General features: G+C 41.8%; 16 protein-coding genes. 3 read left to right on the plus strand and 13 right to left on the minus strand.

The window, feature by feature from the left end; all coding sequences use genetic code 11:
* Positions 1-260: transposase (locus tag D464_RS0106495; RefSeq protein ID WP_018910684.1), on the plus strand; the 260-nt coding region annotated here is incomplete at its 5' end.
* Between the two features lie 502 nt (positions 261-762).
* Here D464_RS0106495 and D464_RS0106500 read toward each other — a convergent pair.
* From D464_RS0106500 to D464_RS0106525, 6 genes are all read right to left on the minus strand, one after another.
* A complete protein-coding gene (locus D464_RS0106500) occupies positions 763-1,521 on the minus strand; it encodes a succinate dehydrogenase/fumarate reductase iron-sulfur subunit (RefSeq protein ID WP_004382960.1) in 759 nt (252 codons plus the stop codon).
* A gap of 47 nt (positions 1,522-1,568) precedes the next feature.
* Positions 1,569-1,922, minus strand: coding sequence for a four helix bundle protein (locus tag D464_RS0106505; RefSeq protein ID WP_018910685.1), 354 nt, complete (start codon positions 1,920-1,922; stop codon positions 1,569-1,571).
* Positions 1,923-2,032: 110 nt separating this feature from the next.
* Positions 2,033-4,015 carry a fumarate reductase/succinate dehydrogenase flavoprotein subunit gene (locus D464_RS0106510; protein ID WP_018910686.1) on the minus strand — a complete coding sequence of 661 codons (1,983 nt, stop codon included), beginning with the start codon at positions 4,013-4,015 and terminating at the stop codon, positions 2,033-2,035.
* 37 nt (positions 4,016-4,052) lie between these two features.
* On the minus strand, positions 4,053-4,730 hold the full coding sequence (locus tag D464_RS0106515) for a succinate dehydrogenase/fumarate reductase cytochrome b subunit (RefSeq protein ID WP_004382958.1): 678 nt from the start codon (positions 4,728-4,730) through the stop codon (positions 4,053-4,055).
* Between the two features lie 1,181 nt (positions 4,731-5,911).
* The gene (locus D464_RS0106520) at positions 5,912-6,466 is read right to left on the minus strand and encodes a DUF3332 domain-containing protein (RefSeq protein WP_004382956.1); all 555 of its coding nucleotides are present in this window, start codon (positions 6,464-6,466) and stop codon (positions 5,912-5,914) included.
* 56 nt (positions 6,467-6,522) lie between these two features.
* Positions 6,523-8,184 (minus strand): DUF6377 domain-containing protein, encoded by a 1,662-nt coding sequence (locus D464_RS0106525; protein ID WP_018910687.1) that lies wholly within the window; start codon positions 8,182-8,184, stop codon positions 6,523-6,525.
* A 233-nt stretch (positions 8,185-8,417) separates the two neighbouring features.
* Here D464_RS0106525 and D464_RS0106530 point away from each other — a divergent pair, with 233 nt between their 5' ends.
* Positions 8,418-10,556 carry a glycoside hydrolase family 97 protein gene (locus D464_RS0106530; RefSeq protein ID WP_018910688.1) on the plus strand — a complete coding sequence of 713 codons (2,139 nt, stop codon included), beginning with the start codon at positions 8,418-8,420 and terminating at the stop codon, positions 10,554-10,556.
* Between the two features lie 175 nt (positions 10,557-10,731).
* Positions 10,732-10,887 carry a DUF6377 domain-containing protein gene (locus D464_RS13925; protein ID WP_234396066.1) on the plus strand — a complete coding sequence of 52 codons (156 nt, stop codon included), beginning with the start codon at positions 10,732-10,734 and terminating at the stop codon, positions 10,885-10,887.
* A gap of 514 nt (positions 10,888-11,401) precedes the next feature.
* Here the strand turns inward: D464_RS13925 and D464_RS0106535 are convergent.
* The 7 genes from D464_RS0106535 to pnp form a co-directional block, all read right to left on the minus strand.
* Complete coding sequence (locus D464_RS0106535) at positions 11,402-11,908, minus strand: LOG family protein (protein ID WP_018910689.1); 507 nt, start codon at positions 11,906-11,908, stop codon at positions 11,402-11,404.
* 382 nt (positions 11,909-12,290) lie between these two features.
* Entirely contained in the window at positions 12,291-12,752 is a 462-nt protein-coding gene (locus D464_RS0106540; RefSeq protein ID WP_018910690.1) for a copper resistance protein NlpE N-terminal domain-containing protein, read from the minus strand.
* A gap of 91 nt (positions 12,753-12,843) precedes the next feature.
* The gene (locus tag D464_RS0106545) at positions 12,844-13,320 is read right to left on the minus strand and encodes a DUF4625 domain-containing protein (RefSeq protein WP_018910691.1); all 477 of its coding nucleotides are present in this window, start codon (positions 13,318-13,320) and stop codon (positions 12,844-12,846) included.
* Positions 13,321-13,468: 148 nt separating this feature from the next.
* On the minus strand, positions 13,469-14,200 hold the full coding sequence (locus D464_RS0106550; protein ID WP_018910692.1) for a DUF4625 domain-containing protein: 732 nt from the start codon (positions 14,198-14,200) through the stop codon (positions 13,469-13,471).
* Between the two features lie 187 nt (positions 14,201-14,387).
* Positions 14,388-16,544 carry a TonB-dependent receptor gene (locus D464_RS0106555; protein WP_018910693.1) on the minus strand — a complete coding sequence of 719 codons (2,157 nt, stop codon included), beginning with the start codon at positions 16,542-16,544 and terminating at the stop codon, positions 14,388-14,390.
* A 261-nt stretch (positions 16,545-16,805) separates the two neighbouring features.
* Positions 16,806-17,144, minus strand: a complete 339-nt coding sequence (locus D464_RS0106560; RefSeq protein ID WP_018910694.1) for a hypothetical protein — start codon at positions 17,142-17,144, stop codon at positions 16,806-16,808.
* 211 nt (positions 17,145-17,355) lie between these two features.
* Positions 17,356-19,611, minus strand: a complete 2,256-nt coding sequence (pnp, locus tag D464_RS0106565) for a polyribonucleotide nucleotidyltransferase (protein ID WP_018910695.1) — start codon at positions 19,609-19,611, stop codon at positions 17,356-17,358.
* Positions 19,612-19,869: the final 258 nt, after the last annotated feature.

Below are 19,869 nucleotides of genomic sequence, written 5' to 3' on the forward strand. Positions count from 1 at the left end.
TTATAACCAAATTGAAAAGTAACATGAAAGGATGTTTAATGAGTGTTTCAGACAGACTTTTACTCAGAAAAAGAGCCATTATAGAAACGGTGAATGATGAACTTAAGAACATTGCACAAGTAGAGCACTCCAGACATAGATGCTTTGACAATTTCATCGTCAACTTATTAGGAGCCATTGCCGCCTATTGTCTGTTTCCAAAGAAGCCTTGTATTAATAATGTACAAAGGACTATGGACACACAGCTTGCATTGTTCTGAATTCGTCGAACTCACGTTAAATTAGGGTGTGGAGGCGGACAGAAGAGGGCGTCTGTCCCTGCGTTATCGTGTCATATCGTGCAGTTAGTCCTAAGACTCTCTAAAAAATATGACGTCGTATTTATAATGATATGATGTCATATTTATTAGATTGTCCTATTACTTTGATTAGTAAGTGATAGGATTGAGGAAACATCGTGGTTGTGCTCTCCTTGTTTATTCCTTATGGATTTATGGCTGTCCCTCGTAGTTCCTGCCTCGTTTTTGCCTTATTGGATAGTCCCGAAATACCCTATTTTATTTTTTATTATAGTTGCTGTCAGTTTTAACATTTGGTGTGATGCACACGTTTTCAATGACTTATGAGGACGGAAGGCGTGACAGATGTGACAGCAAATTCAAAATGCGTCATAGCCATATATACGAAAAGAGGATATGTCAACGGGTGACATATCCTCTTTGTTATGTTCGTGTTAGTAGTTTACTAACCTATTACATCAGATTAATCAGCAAACTTTGCTTTGATGAACTCACGGTTCAAACGAGCGATGTTAGCAATCTTCTCGTTCTTAGGGCATACTGCCTCACAAGCGCGGGTGTTGGTACAGTTACCGAAACCAACCTCATCCATCTTAGCTACCATAGCCTTAGCACGCTTAGCAGCCTCAGGCTTACCCTGTGGCAAGAGAGCCAACTGACTAACCTTAGATGAAACGAAGAGCATTGCTGAACCATTCTTACAAGCTGCAACACAAGCACCACAACCGATACATGTTGCGCAGTCCATAGCCTCGTCAGCATTGTCCTTAGAGATGAGAATAGCGTTTGCATCCTGTGCCTGACCAGTGCGGATTGATGTGTAACCACCAGCCTGAATAATCTTATCGAATGCTGTGCGGTCTACCATACAGTCCTTGATAACAGGGAAACCAGCCGAACGCCATGGTTCAACAGTGATAACATCACCATCGTTGAAACGGCGCATATAGAGCTGACAAGTTGTTGCGCCACGCTCTGTCTTACCATGTGGAGTACCATTAATATATAGTGAACACATACCGCAGATACCTTCGCGGCAATCGTGATCGAAGACGAATGGTTCATCACCAGCCTCTATCAACTCCTCGTTAAGGATGTCAAGCATCTCAAGGAATGAGGTGTCGTCTGGGATGTTCTTCATCTCATGTGTATCGAAATGACCCTGATCCTGTGGACCGTTCTGCTTCCAATACTTAATTGTGAATGATATATTCTTTGCCATTGTATTATGTTTTAGTTGACAAGTAAACAAGTTGTAAAGTAAACAAGTTATTTGTTCAGAGATTTAATCAAAGACGTTAGCATCCTAATTATGCCTTGGGTCTTATCGCATAGTTGCCGTGCAAGTTCTGTCGGGATATACCCTAAGTCTTTTGATAGAATCAATTGAGTTTCTAACTCACACGCAGAACCTAATGATATACTAAGGAATCTCTCAGTCTCACGAGTATGGATTCTGCCATAGCCTTCTGCTATGTTCGAGGGAATTGATACAACGGCTCTACGCATTTGGGAAGCTAATCCGAATAGTTCCTCCCGTGGATATATCTTTGTAGCCTTATATACTTCTAAGACAAGTTCCATTGCTTTCTGCCAGACGATCAAATCCTTGTGAGTATTCATCGACCTTGTTTGTATTACATCTTGTATATTGTCTGTATTATACTAATAGAATATGTTTAAGGCAGAACAAGCTAACAACTTGTCAACTTGTCCTCCCGTCAACTCGTCAACTAGTTTTTATAATTACGTGTTTGTACCTTGATTGCCTCATACTCGAGAGGTTCCTTGATAAGCTCCGGAGTCTTGGTGTCATCACCCTGATACTCCCAGCAACCAACATAGAAGAAGTTCTCATCGTCACGCTTAGCCTCACCTTCCTCAGTCTGGTGCTCCTCACGGAAGTGACCACCACAGCTTTCCTCACGATGTAATGCGTCATAAGCTACGAGTTCACCCATAAGGATAAAGTCACGGAGGTGGATAGCCTTATCAAGCTCAACGTTCAAGCCTTCCTTCTTACCGGGGATAAAGAGATTAGAGTTGAACTCCTCGCGAAGAGCCTTCAACTGCTTGAGACCTTCCTCAAGACCTTCCTTGGTACGACCCATACCTACATACTCCCACATAATATGACCCAACTCCTTGTGGATAGAGTCGACAGAACGCTTACCATGGATATTCATCAAGCGATCAATCTCTGCATTAACAGCCTTCTCAGCCTCTTCAAACTCAGGACGATCCGTTGGAACCTTGCCCCAGAGTGCCTGATCAGCGAGATAGTTCTGAATAGTATAAGGCAATACGAAGTAACCATCAGCAAGACCCTGCATCAAAGCAGAAGCACCAAGACGGTTAGCTCCGTGGTCAGAGAAGTTACACTCACCAATAGAGAACAGACCGGGAACGGTTGTCATCAGCTCGTAGTCAACCCAAATACCACCCATTGTGTAGTGGATAGCAGGGAAGATCATCATTGGATTGTAGTACTTCACGCCGTTAATCTCATTTGCCAACTCACCTGGGTTGACGTCTGTAATCTCCTCATACATATCGAAGAGGTTACCATAACGCTGCAGAATTGTATCAATACCGAGGCGGTTAATAGACTCAGAGAAGTCCAAGAACACAGCCAAACCAGTGTTGTTTACACCGAAGCCCTTATCGCAACGCTCCTTAGCAGCACGTGAAGCAACGTCACGAGGTACGAGGTTACCGAATGCTGGATAGCGACGTTCCAAGTAGTAGTCGCGGTCTTCTTCTGGAATATCAGAGCCCTTCTTTGTACCAGCCTGCAATGCCTTAGCATCTTCGAGCTTCTTAGGAACCCATATACGACCATCGTTACGCAAAGACTCTGACATCAATGTCAACTTAGACTGCTTGTCTCCATGTACTGGAATACAGGTTGGGTGAATCTGAACGTAAGATGGGTTAGCCATGTAAGCACCCTTACGATAGCACTGAACAGCAGCTGTACAGTTACAACCCATAGCGTTGGTTGAAAGGAAGTAAGTGTTACCATAGCCACCAGTAGCGATAACTACGGCATTCGCTGTGAAACGCTCCAACTTACCAGTCACAAGGTTCTTAGCAATGATACCACGTGCGTGACCGTCAACGATAACGATGTCTTCCATCTCATAACGTGTATAGAGCTTTACCTTACCAGCCTGAATCTGTGCACTTAATGATGAGTATGCACCAAGCAACAACTGCTGACCTGTCTGTCCCTTAGCATAGAAGGTACGGCTTACCTGAGCACCACCAAAGGAACGGTTAGCCAACATACCGCCATACTCACGAGCGAATGGCACGCCCTGAGCAACGCACTGATCGATGATGTCGTTAGACACTTCTGCCAAACGATAAACGTTCGCTTCACGTGCACGATAGTCACCACCTTTCACTGTATCATAGAACAAACGGTAAACAGAGTCACCATCGTTCTGATAGTTCTTAGCAGCATTGATACCACCTTGTGCAGCGATTGAGTGTGCACGACGAGGGGAGTCTTGGATGCAGAAGTTCAATACGTTGAAGCCCATCTCACCTAGAGAAGCAGCTGCACTGGCACCAGCCAAACCGGTACCAACAACGATAACATCCAGTTTCAGTTTATTCTTTGGGTTAACCAAACGCTGATGTGCCTTGTAGTTAGTCCACTTCTCGGCTACAGGACCTGCTGGTATTTTGGAATCTAATATCTTTGTCATGATTGTTTTGAATTTAGTTTTCAATTTAGATACTTAACTATGCAAGGCTAGGAGCACATCCGAAAGCGAATGCGAGTACTACAATAAGGAAGCACAACATCAATAATGTCACATAGACAAGACCGATTGTCTTCCAGCGATTGAACCATACTTTACCATTGACACCTACTGTTTGCATAGCACTCCAGAAGCCGTGTGAGAGGTGGAACCACAATGCACAGATCCAGATAACATACAGAACTACGTACACAGGATTGGCAAATGTATCCTGAATGAACGCAAAGCCGTCAGCTGGGTGATGTGCTACTGTCATCCCAACAAGCTCTGCAAACATCATGTTATACCAGAAGTTGAACAAGTGAAGAGCGATACCAAGCAAGATGATGATACCCAATACGAGCATGTTCTGGCTTGCCCACTCCACCTTTGCAGGCTTTTCTGTGACTGCATAACGGTTGTCGCCACGTGCACGACGGTTCTGTGCTGTAAGGATGAAGGCGTAGACAATGTGACAAACAGCCAATGCGCCAAGACCAACTGTTGCAACAACTGCATACCAGTTAGCACCCAATAGCTCACAAATCATATTGTAGGCACTACCTGAGAAGAGCGCTACAAGATTCATACAGCAGTGGAACGTCATGAATAGAATAAGGGCTATACCCGTCACGGACATAATCACCTTTCTACCAATAGATGAATTGATTAACCACATAAATGTTTTGATTTTAAATATTTAAACTGTTAGAATTATTACTTCTAATGGTTATCAGGAGGCAAGATAATTATTAACTCCCACCTAAAAGACTTCGTTCTCTCCGAGAGATACCAAAAAGTTGGTATGCAACGAGGGCTATTTTGCTGCAAAAGTACTATATTTTAATGATTTAACAAAGCTATTTCATCAAAATGTATAGTATTTAGACTTAAAATAAGGAAACGCTATCTATCCTAACAAATGAGGATAGAATAAAAGTCATAAAAAGCCTTTTTCAATCCTATCTTTTTCCTATTTAAAATCCTATTTATCGTCCCTTATTTTCAAGAAGAAGTTCTGTCTGTTTCGTCATAGTTATGTTCTATCAGATTGCCAAGCCTTAGGTCAATCTCAATCATAGTTTCTTACTATCGGAAAAGAGGCTTCTAAGAACGAGAAAATAGATTAAAAAATCCAGAAAAATGAATTAAAGTAGAACTAAAAATAGTCTATTTTCCTAAGTAGATAAGTCTCTTTTCAAAGATAGACAAGTGTTTTCTCCGTTATTCATAGGTGTATTCTGTGTTTTTATCTCTGTTTTCTTATGTGTGAATCAGCTATTCTTCTTTTATATAATTCATCGCTTCGAAGTTATACAATTCATCGCATCAAAGTAGGGACAGATGCCCTCATCTGTCCGCCAGTTGCCCCCTACATGATAACCCGTTAGGCAATATCCCTCTCTTCAGAGGGGCTTGGAGAGATTTCTGTCAGTTGTATTTGGGCGGACAGACGAGGGAGTCTGTCCCTACTTGTAAAATCTCATTCCCTCTCTATATCAATGGTTATTGACTAAAAGGAAGTAATGGAAAGGAGGGTAAACAGTGCCACTTTCTACAGAACCAATAACTTGCAAACTTGTCAACCATTCACCTCGTCAACTTGACCTAATACCTCGTCAACTTGTCAACCAGCCACTTCGTCAACTTGATCTCATCATAATTTTGAATAAAAGAACCATGTTACTAACCATTCTGTTCTTATGTTACTTTGTCTTATCTGTGCGTTACTAAAACAAGATGTTTCTATGCTCTCTGTCTTAATTGAACCGTTACTCTGTCCTAAAACTACATGAAAATAGGGACACACAAGCTGTGCATCCCTATGAATCTATACTTTGTTATGGTATTTATATCGGCTTATCGTCTTGCCATGAAGTAGCTTGTACCAGCCTGTGCCTGCTGAAGTTCATACAAACCAGTGGCATCTGGCGTTACATCAACCGTCAAACCGTTGTTGAGGAAAGCCTTAACAGAACCATTACCATTAAACTGGATCACCTTCTGCTCTTTGCCTTCTGCATTCATATACCATGTGTTCTCTTGCTTATTATACGTGAAGTAGTAAACCTGACCATCGGGTTTTGTGATCTGATAACCATTCTCTAAGTACTTAACAGCATAGATGAGACCATCGTCACCTTTGATGTTTCGGGTCTTACCAACACGATTGGCAACAGGGTTGTCACCCGTCCAGAACTCAATAGAATTAAGTACTAACGTGTCTGCCATACCGCAGAATGCGTATGCAGGAGATATTACTAAGAAGATAATCTCATTGATGAACTTAGACTTAGTGGCGTGTTTATTCCACTGCGCAAGCTTGTTGAACAAGGCAAATGAACCTACACAAGAACTCATGAGGGTTGCTGCTACGAGCAAGCTAACCACTGTTTTAATACTTTTTGTCGTCATACTTTTTGTTTTAAAGTGAATAATAATAATGTTGTTAATTAATTTGTTGTTTCTTATTAGTCGTTTTCAATGATCGTACACAGCTTTGCCACTTCCGCTTCAAAGTCTGTTTTGTTGATAGCTTTGGCTTTAAGTGCAGAGCGATAGTTGTATATTGTCTGTGGAGAATAGAACAGTAAGTCGGCTATCTCGGCACTTTCTTTCACGCCAAGGCGTATGAGTGCCATGATACGTTGGTCTGTTGTTAACTCGTTGGAATGGGTGTTTTTTATCTGATAGTTCGCTTTTAAGAGTGCATTTAACTCTTTCGTGAAACTTGGATAGAGGTCTAAAAAAGCCTTATCAAAGCGTGAGAGGAATGTAGAAGCATCCTCTTCGGAGAGCCGTTCGGATGAGAGTTGACTCAAGAGTTCGCTTGTTTGGTTGGCTTTTATCTTCCTTTTCACCAGCGTTTGTTGCCGTTTTAAACGTGAGATATACTTTGCGCAGAGGTCGATATACAGCTTTGCCAGTCCTTCCCGTTTACGGTTTGTGTCCATTAATAGGGCATTTAGCTTGTGTAACTGGGTGTTCAAGTCTTTCTGTCGTGTGTTAAGTTCCGACAAGCTATCATTGTTCTTTTGTAGTTCTCGTTGTTGCAAACGTAGCCGTTTGGTCTGTTTTACAATGTAAGTGATGGCTACGAGGAGGAAAAGAAGGAGCAGTGAAACAGCTATGATAGCGATCATTTGTACCCGATTACGTGCATTCAAGGTCTGTTGATAGCTGTTGACAATGACTGGCAACTTGTTTGATATCTCAATAATGCGCAGTCGGTTGTTATAGAAACGCGCATCTTCCAACGACTTCTGAATATACTCCTGTGCCCGATCAATTCGGCTTTTATCGTGCTCAAAGATGTACATAGCGAGCGTTTGTAAGGCGTAATTCTCCATCGTGCAGTTCTCTGCATCAGCGATACTAGACAATAGGAGATACTTTTCTTGCTGATCCGTTCGCCCTTTATTGGCGTAGTTACCAGATAAGGCAAAGCATGCCATGGCAAAAAAACGTGAGTGGGAGGGAAGCTGATGGATTGCTTTTAGGTAATGCAAGCGTGCTTTCTTCGGGGCATTCAGTACGAAAACGCAATACTCGCCGTAGTAGTATTCGTAAGTTTTGGCGGTTTCATCGCAATAATCCATAGCTTTAATCAATGCTTGCTTAGCTTTCTCACGATGGATGGGAGCGTATTTCTGGTCATTACAAAAGTCTGCCCAATAGGTGTGAATACGGAAGATAGAGAAGTAAAAGTCGAACTTTTGAGTATTATCCAATGCCGTTGTATCCACTAAACTCATGGTTTCTATAGCCTCACCATATAATCCGCCAATAGAAAGAAGTTCTGCTTTATGAATGAGATTATTGTTATAATAATAGGTGTTTGCCGTTTTCTCTGCCAAGGTGATGCCCTTGTCAAGGTAAATCATAGCTGAATCAAATTGGAAAACATAGTATTCTTGATAAAGCAAGTCGTATGTTTGCAATCGTTTTAAAGCCCCTCCTTCCGTAAATAATCCCCTTTTTATTTGATTAATAGTCTCATTCTTTCTTTTAATATGAGCCGTTTGCTGGCTCAAGAGAAGGTCTAACTTCTCTTGTAAATATTGTGTTTCATTGTCAGCAAAGAGTCCTGTTGGCAATGCTAGTAAGGATATATATAAAAGTAATCTACGCATCTTTTAATCCTTTCTGACTGCAAAGATAATACATTATGATCAATTAAAAGGTATCTACCTGATATAATTATTATACTTATGAAAGGACTTGATTGATAACATCCTAAGTGACTCTACTTGTCTGACTCGTCTACTTGTTGATTACTCAAAGAACCTTTTATCCACTTTTTTAGTTATCTTTGCAAATAGAGATAATTAAAAATTGAAATCCAACTTATACTTTTAACAAAACAATGAAGAAGACCAGTATTGCCCTTATAGGGCTTTTGATGGGAATGGCAAGTTATGCTTCTGCGCAGACGGTGACCTCGCCTAATGGAAAGATAGCAGTTAAGTTCTCACTTACAGGTAATGGTGTGCCAACCTATGAGATGACTTACAAAGGTAAGGAAGTCGTTAAACCCTCTCATCTCGGTATAGAACTAGCAAAAGACAAGCACGCTAGTAAGGGGCTAAATGAGACTAGTTTGATGGATGGCTTTCAAACAACTAACACCAAGACAACTACCTTTGACGAAACATGGAAGCCTGTTTGGGGAGAGACTTCAACGATTCGTAACCATTATAATGAGCTTGAGGTAGACCTTAACCAACCGAGTAGTAAGCGCAACATCATCATTCGTTTCCGCGTTTATGACGATGGAATGGGATTGCGTTATGAGTTCCCACAACAGAAAGAGTTAAATTACTTCGTTATAAAAGAGGAACACACGCAGTTCGCAATGGCTGGTGATCACACTGCATGGTGGCTCCCTGGCGACTATGACACACAAGAGCAAGAGACGCAGGAGAGCAAGCTCTCAGAGATACGCTCACGTTTCCATGATGCTGTGAATTGGACTAACTCTTCTGTAGGAGTGTTCTCAGAAACGGGCGTTCAGACCTCTTTACAGATGAAGTCAAACGATGGTCTCTACATTAATATACATGAGGCTGCATGTGAAAACTACGCTACGATGCACCTTAACTTGGATGATAAGAACATGGTGTTTGAGTCTTGGTTGACTCCAGATGCTACTGGTTTAAAAGGCTTCATGCAGACACCTTGCACAACACCTTGGCGTACGGTCATGGTGAGCGATGATGCTCGTGATATGTTAGCAAGCAACTTGATTCTCAATCTCAATGAACCATGTAAGATTGAAGATACCTCTTGGATTCATCCAACTAAGTATTGTGGTGTATGGTGGGAAATGATAGCTGGTGGTAAGTCATGGGCTTATACCGATGATTTCAACTCTGTTAAGCTCGGTCAAACAGACTATGCTCATGCCAAACCAAACGGTCATCACGCTGCAAACACAGCCAACGTGAAGCGATACATAGACTTTGCTGCAGCGAACGGATTGGATCAAGTGTTGGTAGAAGGCTGGAATATCGGTTGGGAAGACTGGTTCGGGCACTGGAAACAAGATGTGTTTGACTTCGTAACTCCCTATCCTGACTTTGATATCAAGGCTCTTAACGAGTACGCCCATTCGAAGGGTGTGAAGCTGATGATGCACCATGAGACCTCTTCAAGTGCTCTTAACTATGAGAGACACTTAGAGGATGCGCTCAACCTGATGAATAAGTACGGTTATGATGCAGTAAAGACTGGATATGTCGGAGACATCATTCCACGTGGTGATCATCACTATTCTCAATCAATGAACAACCACTACATGCACGTAATTAAGGAGGCTGCAAAGCATCATATCATGGTGAATGCACATGAGGCAACGCGCCCTACAGGTCTTTGTCGTACTTATCCAAATATGGTGGGCAATGAGTCTGCACGTGGAACAGAGTACGAAGCGTTCGGAGGAAGCGACCCTAACCACACTGTGATATTGCCTTTCACACGCTTACAGGGCGGTCCTATGGATTACACTCCTGGTATCTTAGAGACACAACTGTCTACTTGGTGCAGCAACAAGAGCTGGGTTCACACCACACTCGTTGGTCAGCTCGCTCTTTACCTAACAATGTATAGTCCATTACAGATGGCTGCCGACCTTCCAGAGAACTATCAGAAGTACAACGATGCATTCCAGTTTATTAAGGATGTAGCCGTTGACTGGGACGATAGTCGTTATCTTGAGGCAGAACCAGCACGCTATATTACAGTTGCAAGAAAGGCTAAAGGCACCAATAACTGGTTCGTTGGAGGTAAGACGGGACTTGCTGCTCATACGAGCAACATCAAGTTAGACTTCCTAGACAAGGGTCGCAAATATGAAGCAACCATCTATGCTGATGCTAAGGATGCCGATTATGAGAAGAATCCAAAGGCGTATACTATCACAAAGCGTAACGTTAAGAAGGGGGATGTTCTTAAGTTACAAGAGGCTCGAGGAGGTGGTTTTGCCATTAGTATTAAGGCTCTTTAAAGAGAATGAAACACATTACGTGTAAATAAAATATTGGCGAGTCGCATGACTTATACTGGTTTCCACGGGTTATTCTCGTGCCAGTCATAAGTGTTGCGACTCGCTATTTTATCTCTCTTGAATACCCTTTTTCCCTTGAATATACTAAAGACTTAGAGTGTACGTATATATATTGATGAATTCAGTTAATAGGTATTTTCCAACCTTTGCAAAGGATTTTAATGCTCTATTAAAGCCCAACGAACAGATCATACCGAGGCAATTAAGACGCCTGTCAACTAATCTTCGCATTTTCGCCTTCATCCGTCTTGGCGTAAAAGAGGTGAATTGATCTGCTCATTCCAGGCGTTGTTCCAAGACCACCATCTATGCTTATCGCTCGCGAGTACGCCTTAAATCTATCAGTCCTGATAAGTTTGATGATTAGGTGATGGAGCTCTGATCAGTTAAAGATAGCATTGAGAAATATTATAGCTGATAGTGAGAATAGACGATAAAGTAAGTTTTTATCGTTATATTCCTACTATCTATTGAAGTATTTCCACTACTTTTATTCGATGGAATGGGGCTTTAGTAGTTTTCTTTCCCCTGCTTTCCTGTGGTCTTGTTGATGCCTTGTTATTCAATAGGAAACGCCCCTTTATGATGAAGCTAATATCCGATATACTTTGTAGATAGGCTCTTTTAATCAGAAAAATAATCTATTTATTCAGCTATTTTAGTCTATTTATAAATTATTTTTAATCTATTTTTTATTGAACGAAAACCCATTTCGCAGTAGACGTATCGTCTCCGTACTATTAAAGAGGCACTCTCTTGGCATGTAGGACACATAGAATACACTTCTAAAAGACTTCCTTTACCTCTATAAAGTCATGGTAATCTCCACGAATCATGTTGCGTTGCTGGAGATCATCTAATAGGGCGATAAGACTATTCCAAAAGCCTTTCATATTGTATAGAACCACCTTTTTATGATGATAACCGATAGTGTGTGAGGCCGTAATAGTAAATAGTTCGTCAAGAGTTCCTATCCCACCGGGTAGTACGTAGAACACATCTGCACGCTCCATTATGATAGCTTTGCGGTCTGTGAGGTCTTCGCAAGGGATCTCTACATCCACGTAATCACTCATTCTGCGCCCTTCCTCCATGATACGAGGGATGACGCCGATGGTTCGCCCACCTGCTTCATGAACGGACTTACCGATACATTCCATCAGACCAGAGTTCCCTCCTCCATATACTAAGGTGTGCCCATTCTCGCCAATCCATCTTCCCAGCTCCTCTGTCAATCGGAAGTAATCTGGATCGATGTTGTTATTTGCTGAACAAAATACTGCTATCTCCATCTTATTGCCTATGTTTTTGTTAGTCTGCAAAGATACTAAAAATAGATGAATTGAGTACTGACTATTGCTTTCTAATTCATTTCCTTGCTTCTATGAGAGTCTCCCCAATCCTTTCCGAAAGGAGGAAATGTCTCCCACGAGGCGTGGATGTGACCTGAAATAACACCCGCAAAGTAGGGACAGACGAGGGCATCTGTCCCTACTTTTCAGCATCATTTCAAGCAGAAGTAATCATAATTTTGAATTTTTGAATTATGAATTATGAATTAAGAAGAGGGGCTTGTCGGGAAACAAAAAGGCTACATAAGCGATTGTGCAAATGGTTGCAAATCGGCTTACGTAGCCCATGTTTTAGTTTTTAAAAACCTTAAGTCTATAAGAATTACTTCTTTAGCTTCAAGTCATAATTCATGCCCTTGCTGTTAACAGCAGGCTCTTCAAAGTCAGAGTTAACCAATCGGAGGGTTGAATCATTCACTACGAGAAGGTTGGTGGTGTTGCCCTTGCCCAACTCAAACTGGTAGTAAGTATTCTTCTTACCCTTAACATCCTTCTCTACTACCTTATACTTACCAGTGTAGCTGTAAGTGGTGTCTACTTCTGTATCAGACTTCATATAAGCCTCTGAAACGCTGTAGCCATTGGTTGAATCTTTCGCTAATGCGACATGATACTTGATACCTGCAACGTCTGCAGCAGGTGTCATTCCTTCATAAACTGATGAGTCAGCTGCAGCAGAATCCTGCGTTGTTGAATCCTTACTCTCTGCGTTTGTTGTAGTCTTGCCATTGTTGCAAGCTACCATAGCTGCGCATGCAGCTACCAATAACATTACTTTTTTCATAACTTTCTATACATTAGTATGTGATTAATCTTTATACTCTTGGGCTGCAAAGATATTATATTTTCTTTGAAAGAAGCAAGTTTTTTAACCTTTATTTTATCTTTATAGCCATTGCACGCAATTGCTGGTTGCCAGTCTTATCGGTAACTCTAATGACGAAGTGATAGTCTCCTGGGTCAATGTCTGTTGGTATTTCGATATCTTGCTTAGCATCGAAAGACTTACTTCCGCTAGGTATCTTGAAGCTTTCATCATAGTGGAACGGTTTTACAGGCGCCTTCTTTGGATCCATAGAACAGCCTTGAGCCTGTGTGCCATGTGTGTGATGGTCAAAGTTGTTGTGTATCTCTATGTTGTAACTACCTAATTCGTCATTATCAGTAAGGCGATAACGGAAAGGAATAATGCCTCCTCTTTGAAATACATCACAATCCATTGGAACGGCAGTAATGCCTTGATCGGTGATAGTTGGTAGTTGGTTGTCTTTTACAATGTCGTCGTTATTGGTGCAAGCTACTGTTCCGAGTAGCATTGCAGCGGTTGTTAAACCGAATAAAACCTTTCTCATAAGTCTCTTGTTCTATGTTCGTTCGTTGTTAATTAGTTGGTTCTTCGTAAAGATGTAAGGTATATGTGCCCGCCACCTCATAGAAGGGTAGGGCGGACACATGTGCTGTTTACTCTTATTGTTATTGATGAAGAATATTACAAGGAAGTTATTTTACGATAAAATCCTCAATCTCTTCGGTTGTCTCGCGACCATCAACATCCTTCACAGTGAAGTGTATGTGGTACTTTCCTGGTTTACATTCAGCAGGTACAGTAAGCTCTTTGTTAAAGGTAACCTTACCTGTTTTGCCGTTGAGATCATTGACATCCATCTCATGTTCCTTGTCTCCGTGGAACTCTACCTCAATCTCTTTAATGGCTGACGTTGTCTCTATGTTGGCTTGGAAAGTAAGCTTTTCATTAGGTGCAGCGGTCATCTTGTTTACCTTTAGATTGGTTATCTTCGGTGCCTTAGGATCGACAGCCTTCTTCTTTAACTGGATCTTTTCACCGATGTAACGAGTGGTGTTATCAACCGTTGTAACTGCAATAATACAAGTATATTCACCTTCTTCGAGGTCGTTTGAGAGCTTGAGATGTTCATGGAACTTGGTGTTTAACACGCCAACATACTTTGCATCTGTGTATGATTGAAGCTTTACTTGCCTATTATCCTTTAATAGGGCAACTTGGATAACACGGATTTTTGCACTTGAGACAATGTCACACTCAAGGTGAATATCACCTCCGATGATACCTATCTTGTTGTTGTCATGACCGAACTCTGGGTTCTTAAACTCAATAGTACTTGGTGTAACGTCATCGTTATCACATGATGTCAACACCATTGCAAACACGCTTAAGAGTGCTAAAGCACCAATAAATAATTTCTTTTTCATTGTTTAAATTGTTTTAAGTAAGGCTTTCACCTTGTTTTGTAAATTAGTTAATTGTATATAGCGAAATGTTAATTAACATTTTAGGAAAGGGTGTCATGGAAGGAAGGGGGGCTACCCCTGAATGCCTACCATAACTATCCCTTCACCTTCTCAAATTTGATTTATAAGATTAAGTGCTATTTCTTCTTTAGAAGTCCAGCCCTACCATTAATGCTACATTGCGTCCCGGTTCGGGCACATCGATGAGTCGATAGAAGCTAGTATGGTCGTAATACTTTTGGTTCAAGAGGTTTTCTGCATTGAGATTAATGCGTAGTTTCTTGTTACCGAGGTTGAAATTCTTTCCTGCATTGAGGTTTAGAGTGTAGTAACCTGGAGTCTGCTTCTCTGGTGGAACTATATTGTTTTGCCTGCCAGTGACATGCAAGTTGAATGCTACAAACCCCTCATTACCCATCTTCTCACGACAGAAATCATACTTGATAGTGGCATCTGCTGACCAAGGAGTGCTGAATGGGAGGGTGTAACCCTTCTTTGCTCCTGACAACTGTTCGGCATATAGATACTCACCCTTTAGTTCCGTGCTTAGAGAAGGGAGTATCTTCCAGTTTAATTGTAGCTCTGCTCCATAGCGAATCACGCGACTTTGTGTATAAAAATACCATTGTAAGCCTTCGTAGTAATCGGGAGTTGGATTCATGTAGATGTAGTTCGGGAAGTAATTGAGGTAGGGATCGAACTGAACGGAAAGTCGATCATTGCCCCAGTGAATACCTGCATCCATTTGATAAGACTCTTCTGGTTTGAGGTCTGGATTACCTTTCTCGTATCTAAAGATGTGATAATTGACACCATCTGTACCGAGTTCCTTTGGTATTGGAACACGGAAACTCTTACCGATATTGAGCTTCAATATCCATTGCTTGACTGCATAGTTTACACCAGCTGACCATGTCAAGCTATTGAAAGAACGGCTAAGATTGATGGAACGTTCCTTATATACGGAGTCAGTAGCATTGATTGGTGTCTTGAACCAGTCGTTGTAACTGTGCAAGTGAGTATGTACGTGGTCATAACGAACACCAGCATTCAAAATCAAGTCGTTCGTCACTTTAAAGCGGTCGAAGGCGTAAACTCCGAACGAGGTAGTCTCAAAGTCTGGAATAATAAAGCCCCATCCTGCACGGCGGTTATGCTGATATTCACTGTTGATACCTGTTGTCAGTGTGTGTCGTTCACCCATTGTGAGGCGCATAATGACGTTGGCTGTGTAGGTATCTTTCTTAAATTCGCGCTCAAGGGTATGTGGGGGAATTGGCATATAACCATGTGATACCGCTTCTGCAAGCTCCTTTCTATGGTTGTTCTGATAGGCTAGGTTGGCTTCAAGGGCTAGGTTGCCATGTTGATAAACAGTGTGGCTCATTGCCTTAAAATGGTTCACACTCTGATAGGGTAAGTCGATGTCTCGACGTGACTTGTCATAGTCAATACTTGACAATCTGACCTCCAGACCATGTGCATTAGCAAAGAATCCGCTCTTTGAATATGTATCAGAAAACTTCAACTCTGTATGGAAGTTATAATGCTTGTAACCAATGGTTACACTCCCATCACGCTCTAATCCAGCTGTGTTACGAAGTCTTTTCTTATAGAGAGGGATGTCGTAAGAGAAGTACTGAATACTATTGGTTGGTACTTTGTAATCGGCATAATCAATGTAAGTCGCGTTTGCTTTCCAATAGAAATGCTTACCGGTTCCTTGCAAACGGGCTGCTGCTCCAATTGATGCGTTATTGCTTCTCGTGAAGAGAGAGGCACTTCCTTCAAATGGTTTTGTAGGTATGAAGTTGGTGTAAAGGTTGATAACTCCACCAATAGCGTCCGATCCATAGAGTAGAGCAGCTGGTCCTTTGATCACTTCGATACGGTCGATAGCGAACTGATCAATCTCTAATCCGTGGTCATCTCCCCACTGTTGTCCTTCATGTTTGATGCCATCTTCGGTTACAACCATTCGATTAAAACCAAGTCCACGTATCGTGGGTTTTGATTGTCCGGAACCGATACTCATTGCCTTAACTCCAGGTATTCCGCTGAGTGATTGCATGAGACTTCCAGTGAAGTTAGTCTGTAAGTACGATTTGTCAATATGTATGGTATTGACTGAAGATGACATTTGTGTCTCTTTCTGACGATCGCCTAATACGGTGACATTTTGCATAACAATACTACTATCAACGTCGCTTTTTTCTTTCGCTGGAACGACTATTGAAGTGTGTTGTACGGCTACTGCTGTCACACAGATAGGTGATAGAACGAAAGCTAAAATAGCTTTATTCATTATCACGTGTTCTAATATTTAAATAAAAGAAATGCTGTTTCAACTCTCCTTTATATGCGTTGGAAGCAATATAAAAGAGGGTGTTTGTGCGCCATGACGACAGATTATAGACTTACAATAAGGTGTATTCTCCCCTATACGAGAGGATGCAATATTACGCTATTATCCCTGTCGCGATGACGGAAAGAGGGCTTAATAAAAGATAATAAACTGATAATCAGGAAGACTAATAACAGTGATTATCATTTATGAACGTCCCCTTTAAAAGCGTACAGGGGGAGCTCTAAGGCTGGTGACTTCTACTTCTGGGCGTACATAAGAGATGTGCGTAAAAAGGAAGAGGAAGCCCAATAAGATAGGGGTTGCTGTTGCAAGCAAGATATCCGCACCTTTTACAAAGTTGAAAAAGGCAAAGTGACAGATGGAACAAGAATCAGGATTGTGGCTTTGACCTTGTTGTCCTGTTGCGTGATGACCGTTAGCAAGCTCAGTTTCAACCTGACATACATGCACAGACTTTACTACCATTGGCAACATGAAGAGTGCCAACAGCAGCCATGCAATAAATGTCTTTTTTGCGTTATAAGCCTGCTTTGTCATCTATAATCTATCTATTTGGAAGCAAAGTTATTTATTATTTCGTTATGAAGCAAGTATTATCTTTCCTTTTTGATATTCTTAACATTGAAGTTGAGAATACCAATTTTGTTGGTTAGTATAGGTCGATGGGTATTTAACTATTGGATATAAAATACCCTCGAAAAGCCAAGTAGTGGGCTTTCCGAGGGCAAGGTATTATGGAAAAATCTTATTAATTGTTATTCTCTACATCGTTATTCTCACGACGTGGACGACGCTCTTCATGACGATGTTCACCATCACGACGTGGACGACGTTCTCCTCTTGGGCGACGTTGAGGCTCTACATAACCCTCTGGCTTCTCAAGCAATACACGACGAGAAAGCTTGTACTTACCAGTCTTAGGATCGATGTCGAGTAATTTAACCTTAATCTTGTCGCCCTCCTTGATACCTGCTTCTTCAACTGTCTCAAGACGCTTCCAGTCGATTTCAGAGATATGGAGCAATCCATCTTTACCTGGCAGAATCTCTACAAAGCAACCGTATGGCATGATAGAACGTACAGTTCCTTCATATACCTCGCCAATCTCTGGAACCGCAACGATTGCCTTTATCTTACCAAGAGCAGCATCAATAGAATCCTTGTTAGGCGCAGACACCTGTACCTTACCAATTCCCTCTGTCTCTTCGATGGTGATAGTAGCACCTGTTTCTTCCTGTATCTGCTGGATAATCTTACCACCAGGACCAATCACTGCACCAATGAACTCCTTTGGAATCTCCAATTGGATAATACGTGGAACTTGTGGTTTCATTTCCTGACGTGGCTCTGCGATAGTCTCTGTCAATAGGTTAAGAATATGCTCACGACCAGCCTTAGCCTGCATCAAAGCCTTCTCCAAGATTTCGAATGATAGACCATCACACTTGATATCCATCTGTGTTGCAGTCAAACCATCCTTAGTACCTGTAGTCTTAAAGTCCATATCTCCTAAGTGATCCTCATCACCAAGAATATCGCTCAATACGGCATATTTGTCCTCACCTGGGTTCTTGATAAGCCCCATTGCAATACCAGATACAGGCTTCTTCATTGGGACACCTGCATCCATCAATGCCAATGTTCCTGCACAGACGGTAGCCATTGATGAAGAACCATTAGACTCAAGAATCTGGCTAACTAAGCGTACTGTGTATGGGAAGTCTGCTGGAATCTGACCCTTCAAAGCGCGCCATGCAAGGTGACCATGACCAATTTCACGACGACCAACACCACGTTGCGCCTTAGCTTCACCAGTACAGAATGGAGGGAAGTTATAGTGTAAGAGGAAGCGTTGATAGCTCTTATCTAACACGTTGTCAACCATCTTCTCGTCCATCTTGGTACCGAGTGTACAAGTTGATAAAGACATCGTTTCACCGCGTTGGAAGATAGCACTTCCGTGTGGCATTGGTAGAGTATCTACCTCACACCATATTGGTCGAATCTCATCCGTTGCACGCCCATCCATACGCTTGCCAGTGTCAAGTACACTGCGACGCATAGAGTCACGTTGAACATCAGCAAAGTATCTTTCTATTTCTGCGTGTTTTTCTTCGAGGTCGTCTTCACTTAAGTCAGTGTGTGCTGCATCGTATGCTTCAATGAAATCAGACTTTATTTTCTCGTAGGTTTCCTCACGATGCTTCTTATCGTTGTCACCGCTTTGAGCCTCAGCATAGCAAGCATCGTATGTCTCTTTGCGTACTTGTTCGCGTAAGTCTTCATCATTGATTTCGTCGTCATACTCACGTTTCACGTCAGTACCACATGCCTTAGAAAGCTCTTCCTGCATCTCACACATAGGTTTGATAGCCTCATGTGCTGCCTTCAATGCGCCTATAAGATCTTGTTCAGAAACCTCATCCATCTCACCCTCAACCATCATAATGTTGTCCTTAGTGGCACCCACCATGAGATCCATGTCTGCATGTTTCATCTGCTCGAAGGTAGGGTTAATGACATACTCACCATTAACACGTGCAACGCGCACCTCTGATGTAGGATAATCAATAGGGATGTCAGAAGCTGCTAAAGCTGCTGATGCTGCAAATCCTGCGAGAGCGTCTGGCTGATCAATGCCATCGGCTGATAACAGCATTACCTGTACATAAACTTCGCAGTGATAATCTGATGGGAATAGTGGGCGAAGTACGCGATCCACAAGGCGTGAAGTAAGGATTTCATCGTCATTTGCTTTGCCTTCGCGTTTGGTGAAACCACCTGGATAACGTCCTGCTGCAGCATATTGCTCGCGATAATCAACTTGCAAAGGCATAAAGTCTGTACCCGGAACTGCCTCTTTAGCTGCACAAACAGTGGCGAGAAGTACTGTGTTGCCTATGCGGAGCACTGCGGCTCCATCTGCCTGCTTTGCAACCTTTCCGGTTTCAATTGAGATGGTTCTTCCATCTGGCAATTGAACTGTTTTCGTAATTACGTTCATCTAAAATTTTAAAATACTTATTGTTTTGACCAACATCTAGGGAACAAAAAGTGATATATACGTAAGGTTTGATACCTTCTAACGTCCCTTTTCACGCATCCCTTCAAAATTAATCTGTGCAAATTTACCTATTATATATGTAACGGACAAATAATTAGCTATTTATTTTCGACTGATGCTCTTTATCTTAGAGAATAATACTATAGCAAATAAAATAGCCTTATGAGCTAAAGAGAGAAGATCTCTTTCTAAACTTAT

The sequence above is a fragment of the Prevotella veroralis DSM 19559 = JCM 6290 genome, from assembly GCF_000377625.1.
Taxonomy (GTDB): Bacteria; Bacteroidota; Bacteroidia; order Bacteroidales; family Bacteroidaceae; genus Prevotella; species Prevotella veroralis.

Bases quoted from the DNA above. Each gene is read 5' to 3' on its own strand.
- D464_RS0106555 (WP_018910693.1), bottom strand. From the start codon at position 16,544: ATGAATAAAGCTATTTTAGCTTTCGTTCTATCACCTATCTGTGTGACA.
- D464_RS0106520 (WP_004382956.1), bottom strand. From the start codon at position 6,466: ATGACGACAAAAAGTATTAAAACAGTGGTTAGCTTGCTCGTAGCAGCA.
- pnp (WP_018910695.1), bottom strand. From the start codon at position 19,611: ATGAACGTAATTACGAAAACAGTTCAATTGCCAGATGGAAGAACCATC.
- D464_RS0106500 (WP_004382960.1), bottom strand. From the start codon at position 1,521: ATGGCAAAGAATATATCATTCACAATTAAGTATTGGAAGCAGAACGGT.
- D464_RS0106540 (WP_018910690.1), bottom strand. From the start codon at position 12,752: ATGAAAAAAGTAATGTTATTGGTAGCTGCATGCGCAGCTATGGTAGCT.
- D464_RS0106550 (WP_018910692.1), bottom strand. From the start codon at position 14,200: ATGAAAAAGAAATTATTTATTGGTGCTTTAGCACTCTTAAGCGTGTTT.
- D464_RS0106525 (WP_018910687.1), bottom strand. From the start codon at position 8,184: ATGCGTAGATTACTTTTATATATATCCTTACTAGCATTGCCAACAGGA.
- D464_RS0106535 (WP_018910689.1), bottom strand. From the start codon at position 11,908: ATGGAGATAGCAGTATTTTGTTCAGCAAATAACAACATCGATCCAGAT.
- D464_RS0106510 (WP_018910686.1), bottom strand. From the start codon at position 4,015: ATGACAAAGATATTAGATTCCAAAATACCAGCAGGTCCTGTAGCCGAG.
- D464_RS0106505 (WP_018910685.1), bottom strand. From the start codon at position 1,922: ATGAATACTCACAAGGATTTGATCGTCTGGCAGAAAGCAATGGAACTT.
- D464_RS13925 (WP_234396066.1), top strand. From the start codon at position 10,732: ATGAATTCAGTTAATAGGTATTTTCCAACCTTTGCAAAGGATTTTAAT.
- D464_RS0106545 (WP_018910691.1), bottom strand. From the start codon at position 13,320: ATGAGAAAGGTTTTATTCGGTTTAACAACCGCTGCAATGCTACTCGGA.
- D464_RS0106530 (WP_018910688.1), top strand. From the start codon at position 8,418: ATGAAGAAGACCAGTATTGCCCTTATAGGGCTTTTGATGGGAATGGCA.
- D464_RS0106560 (WP_018910694.1), bottom strand. From the start codon at position 17,144: ATGACAAAGCAGGCTTATAACGCAAAAAAGACATTTATTGCATGGCTG.
- D464_RS0106515 (WP_004382958.1), bottom strand. From the start codon at position 4,730: ATGTGGTTAATCAATTCATCTATTGGTAGAAAGGTGATTATGTCCGTG.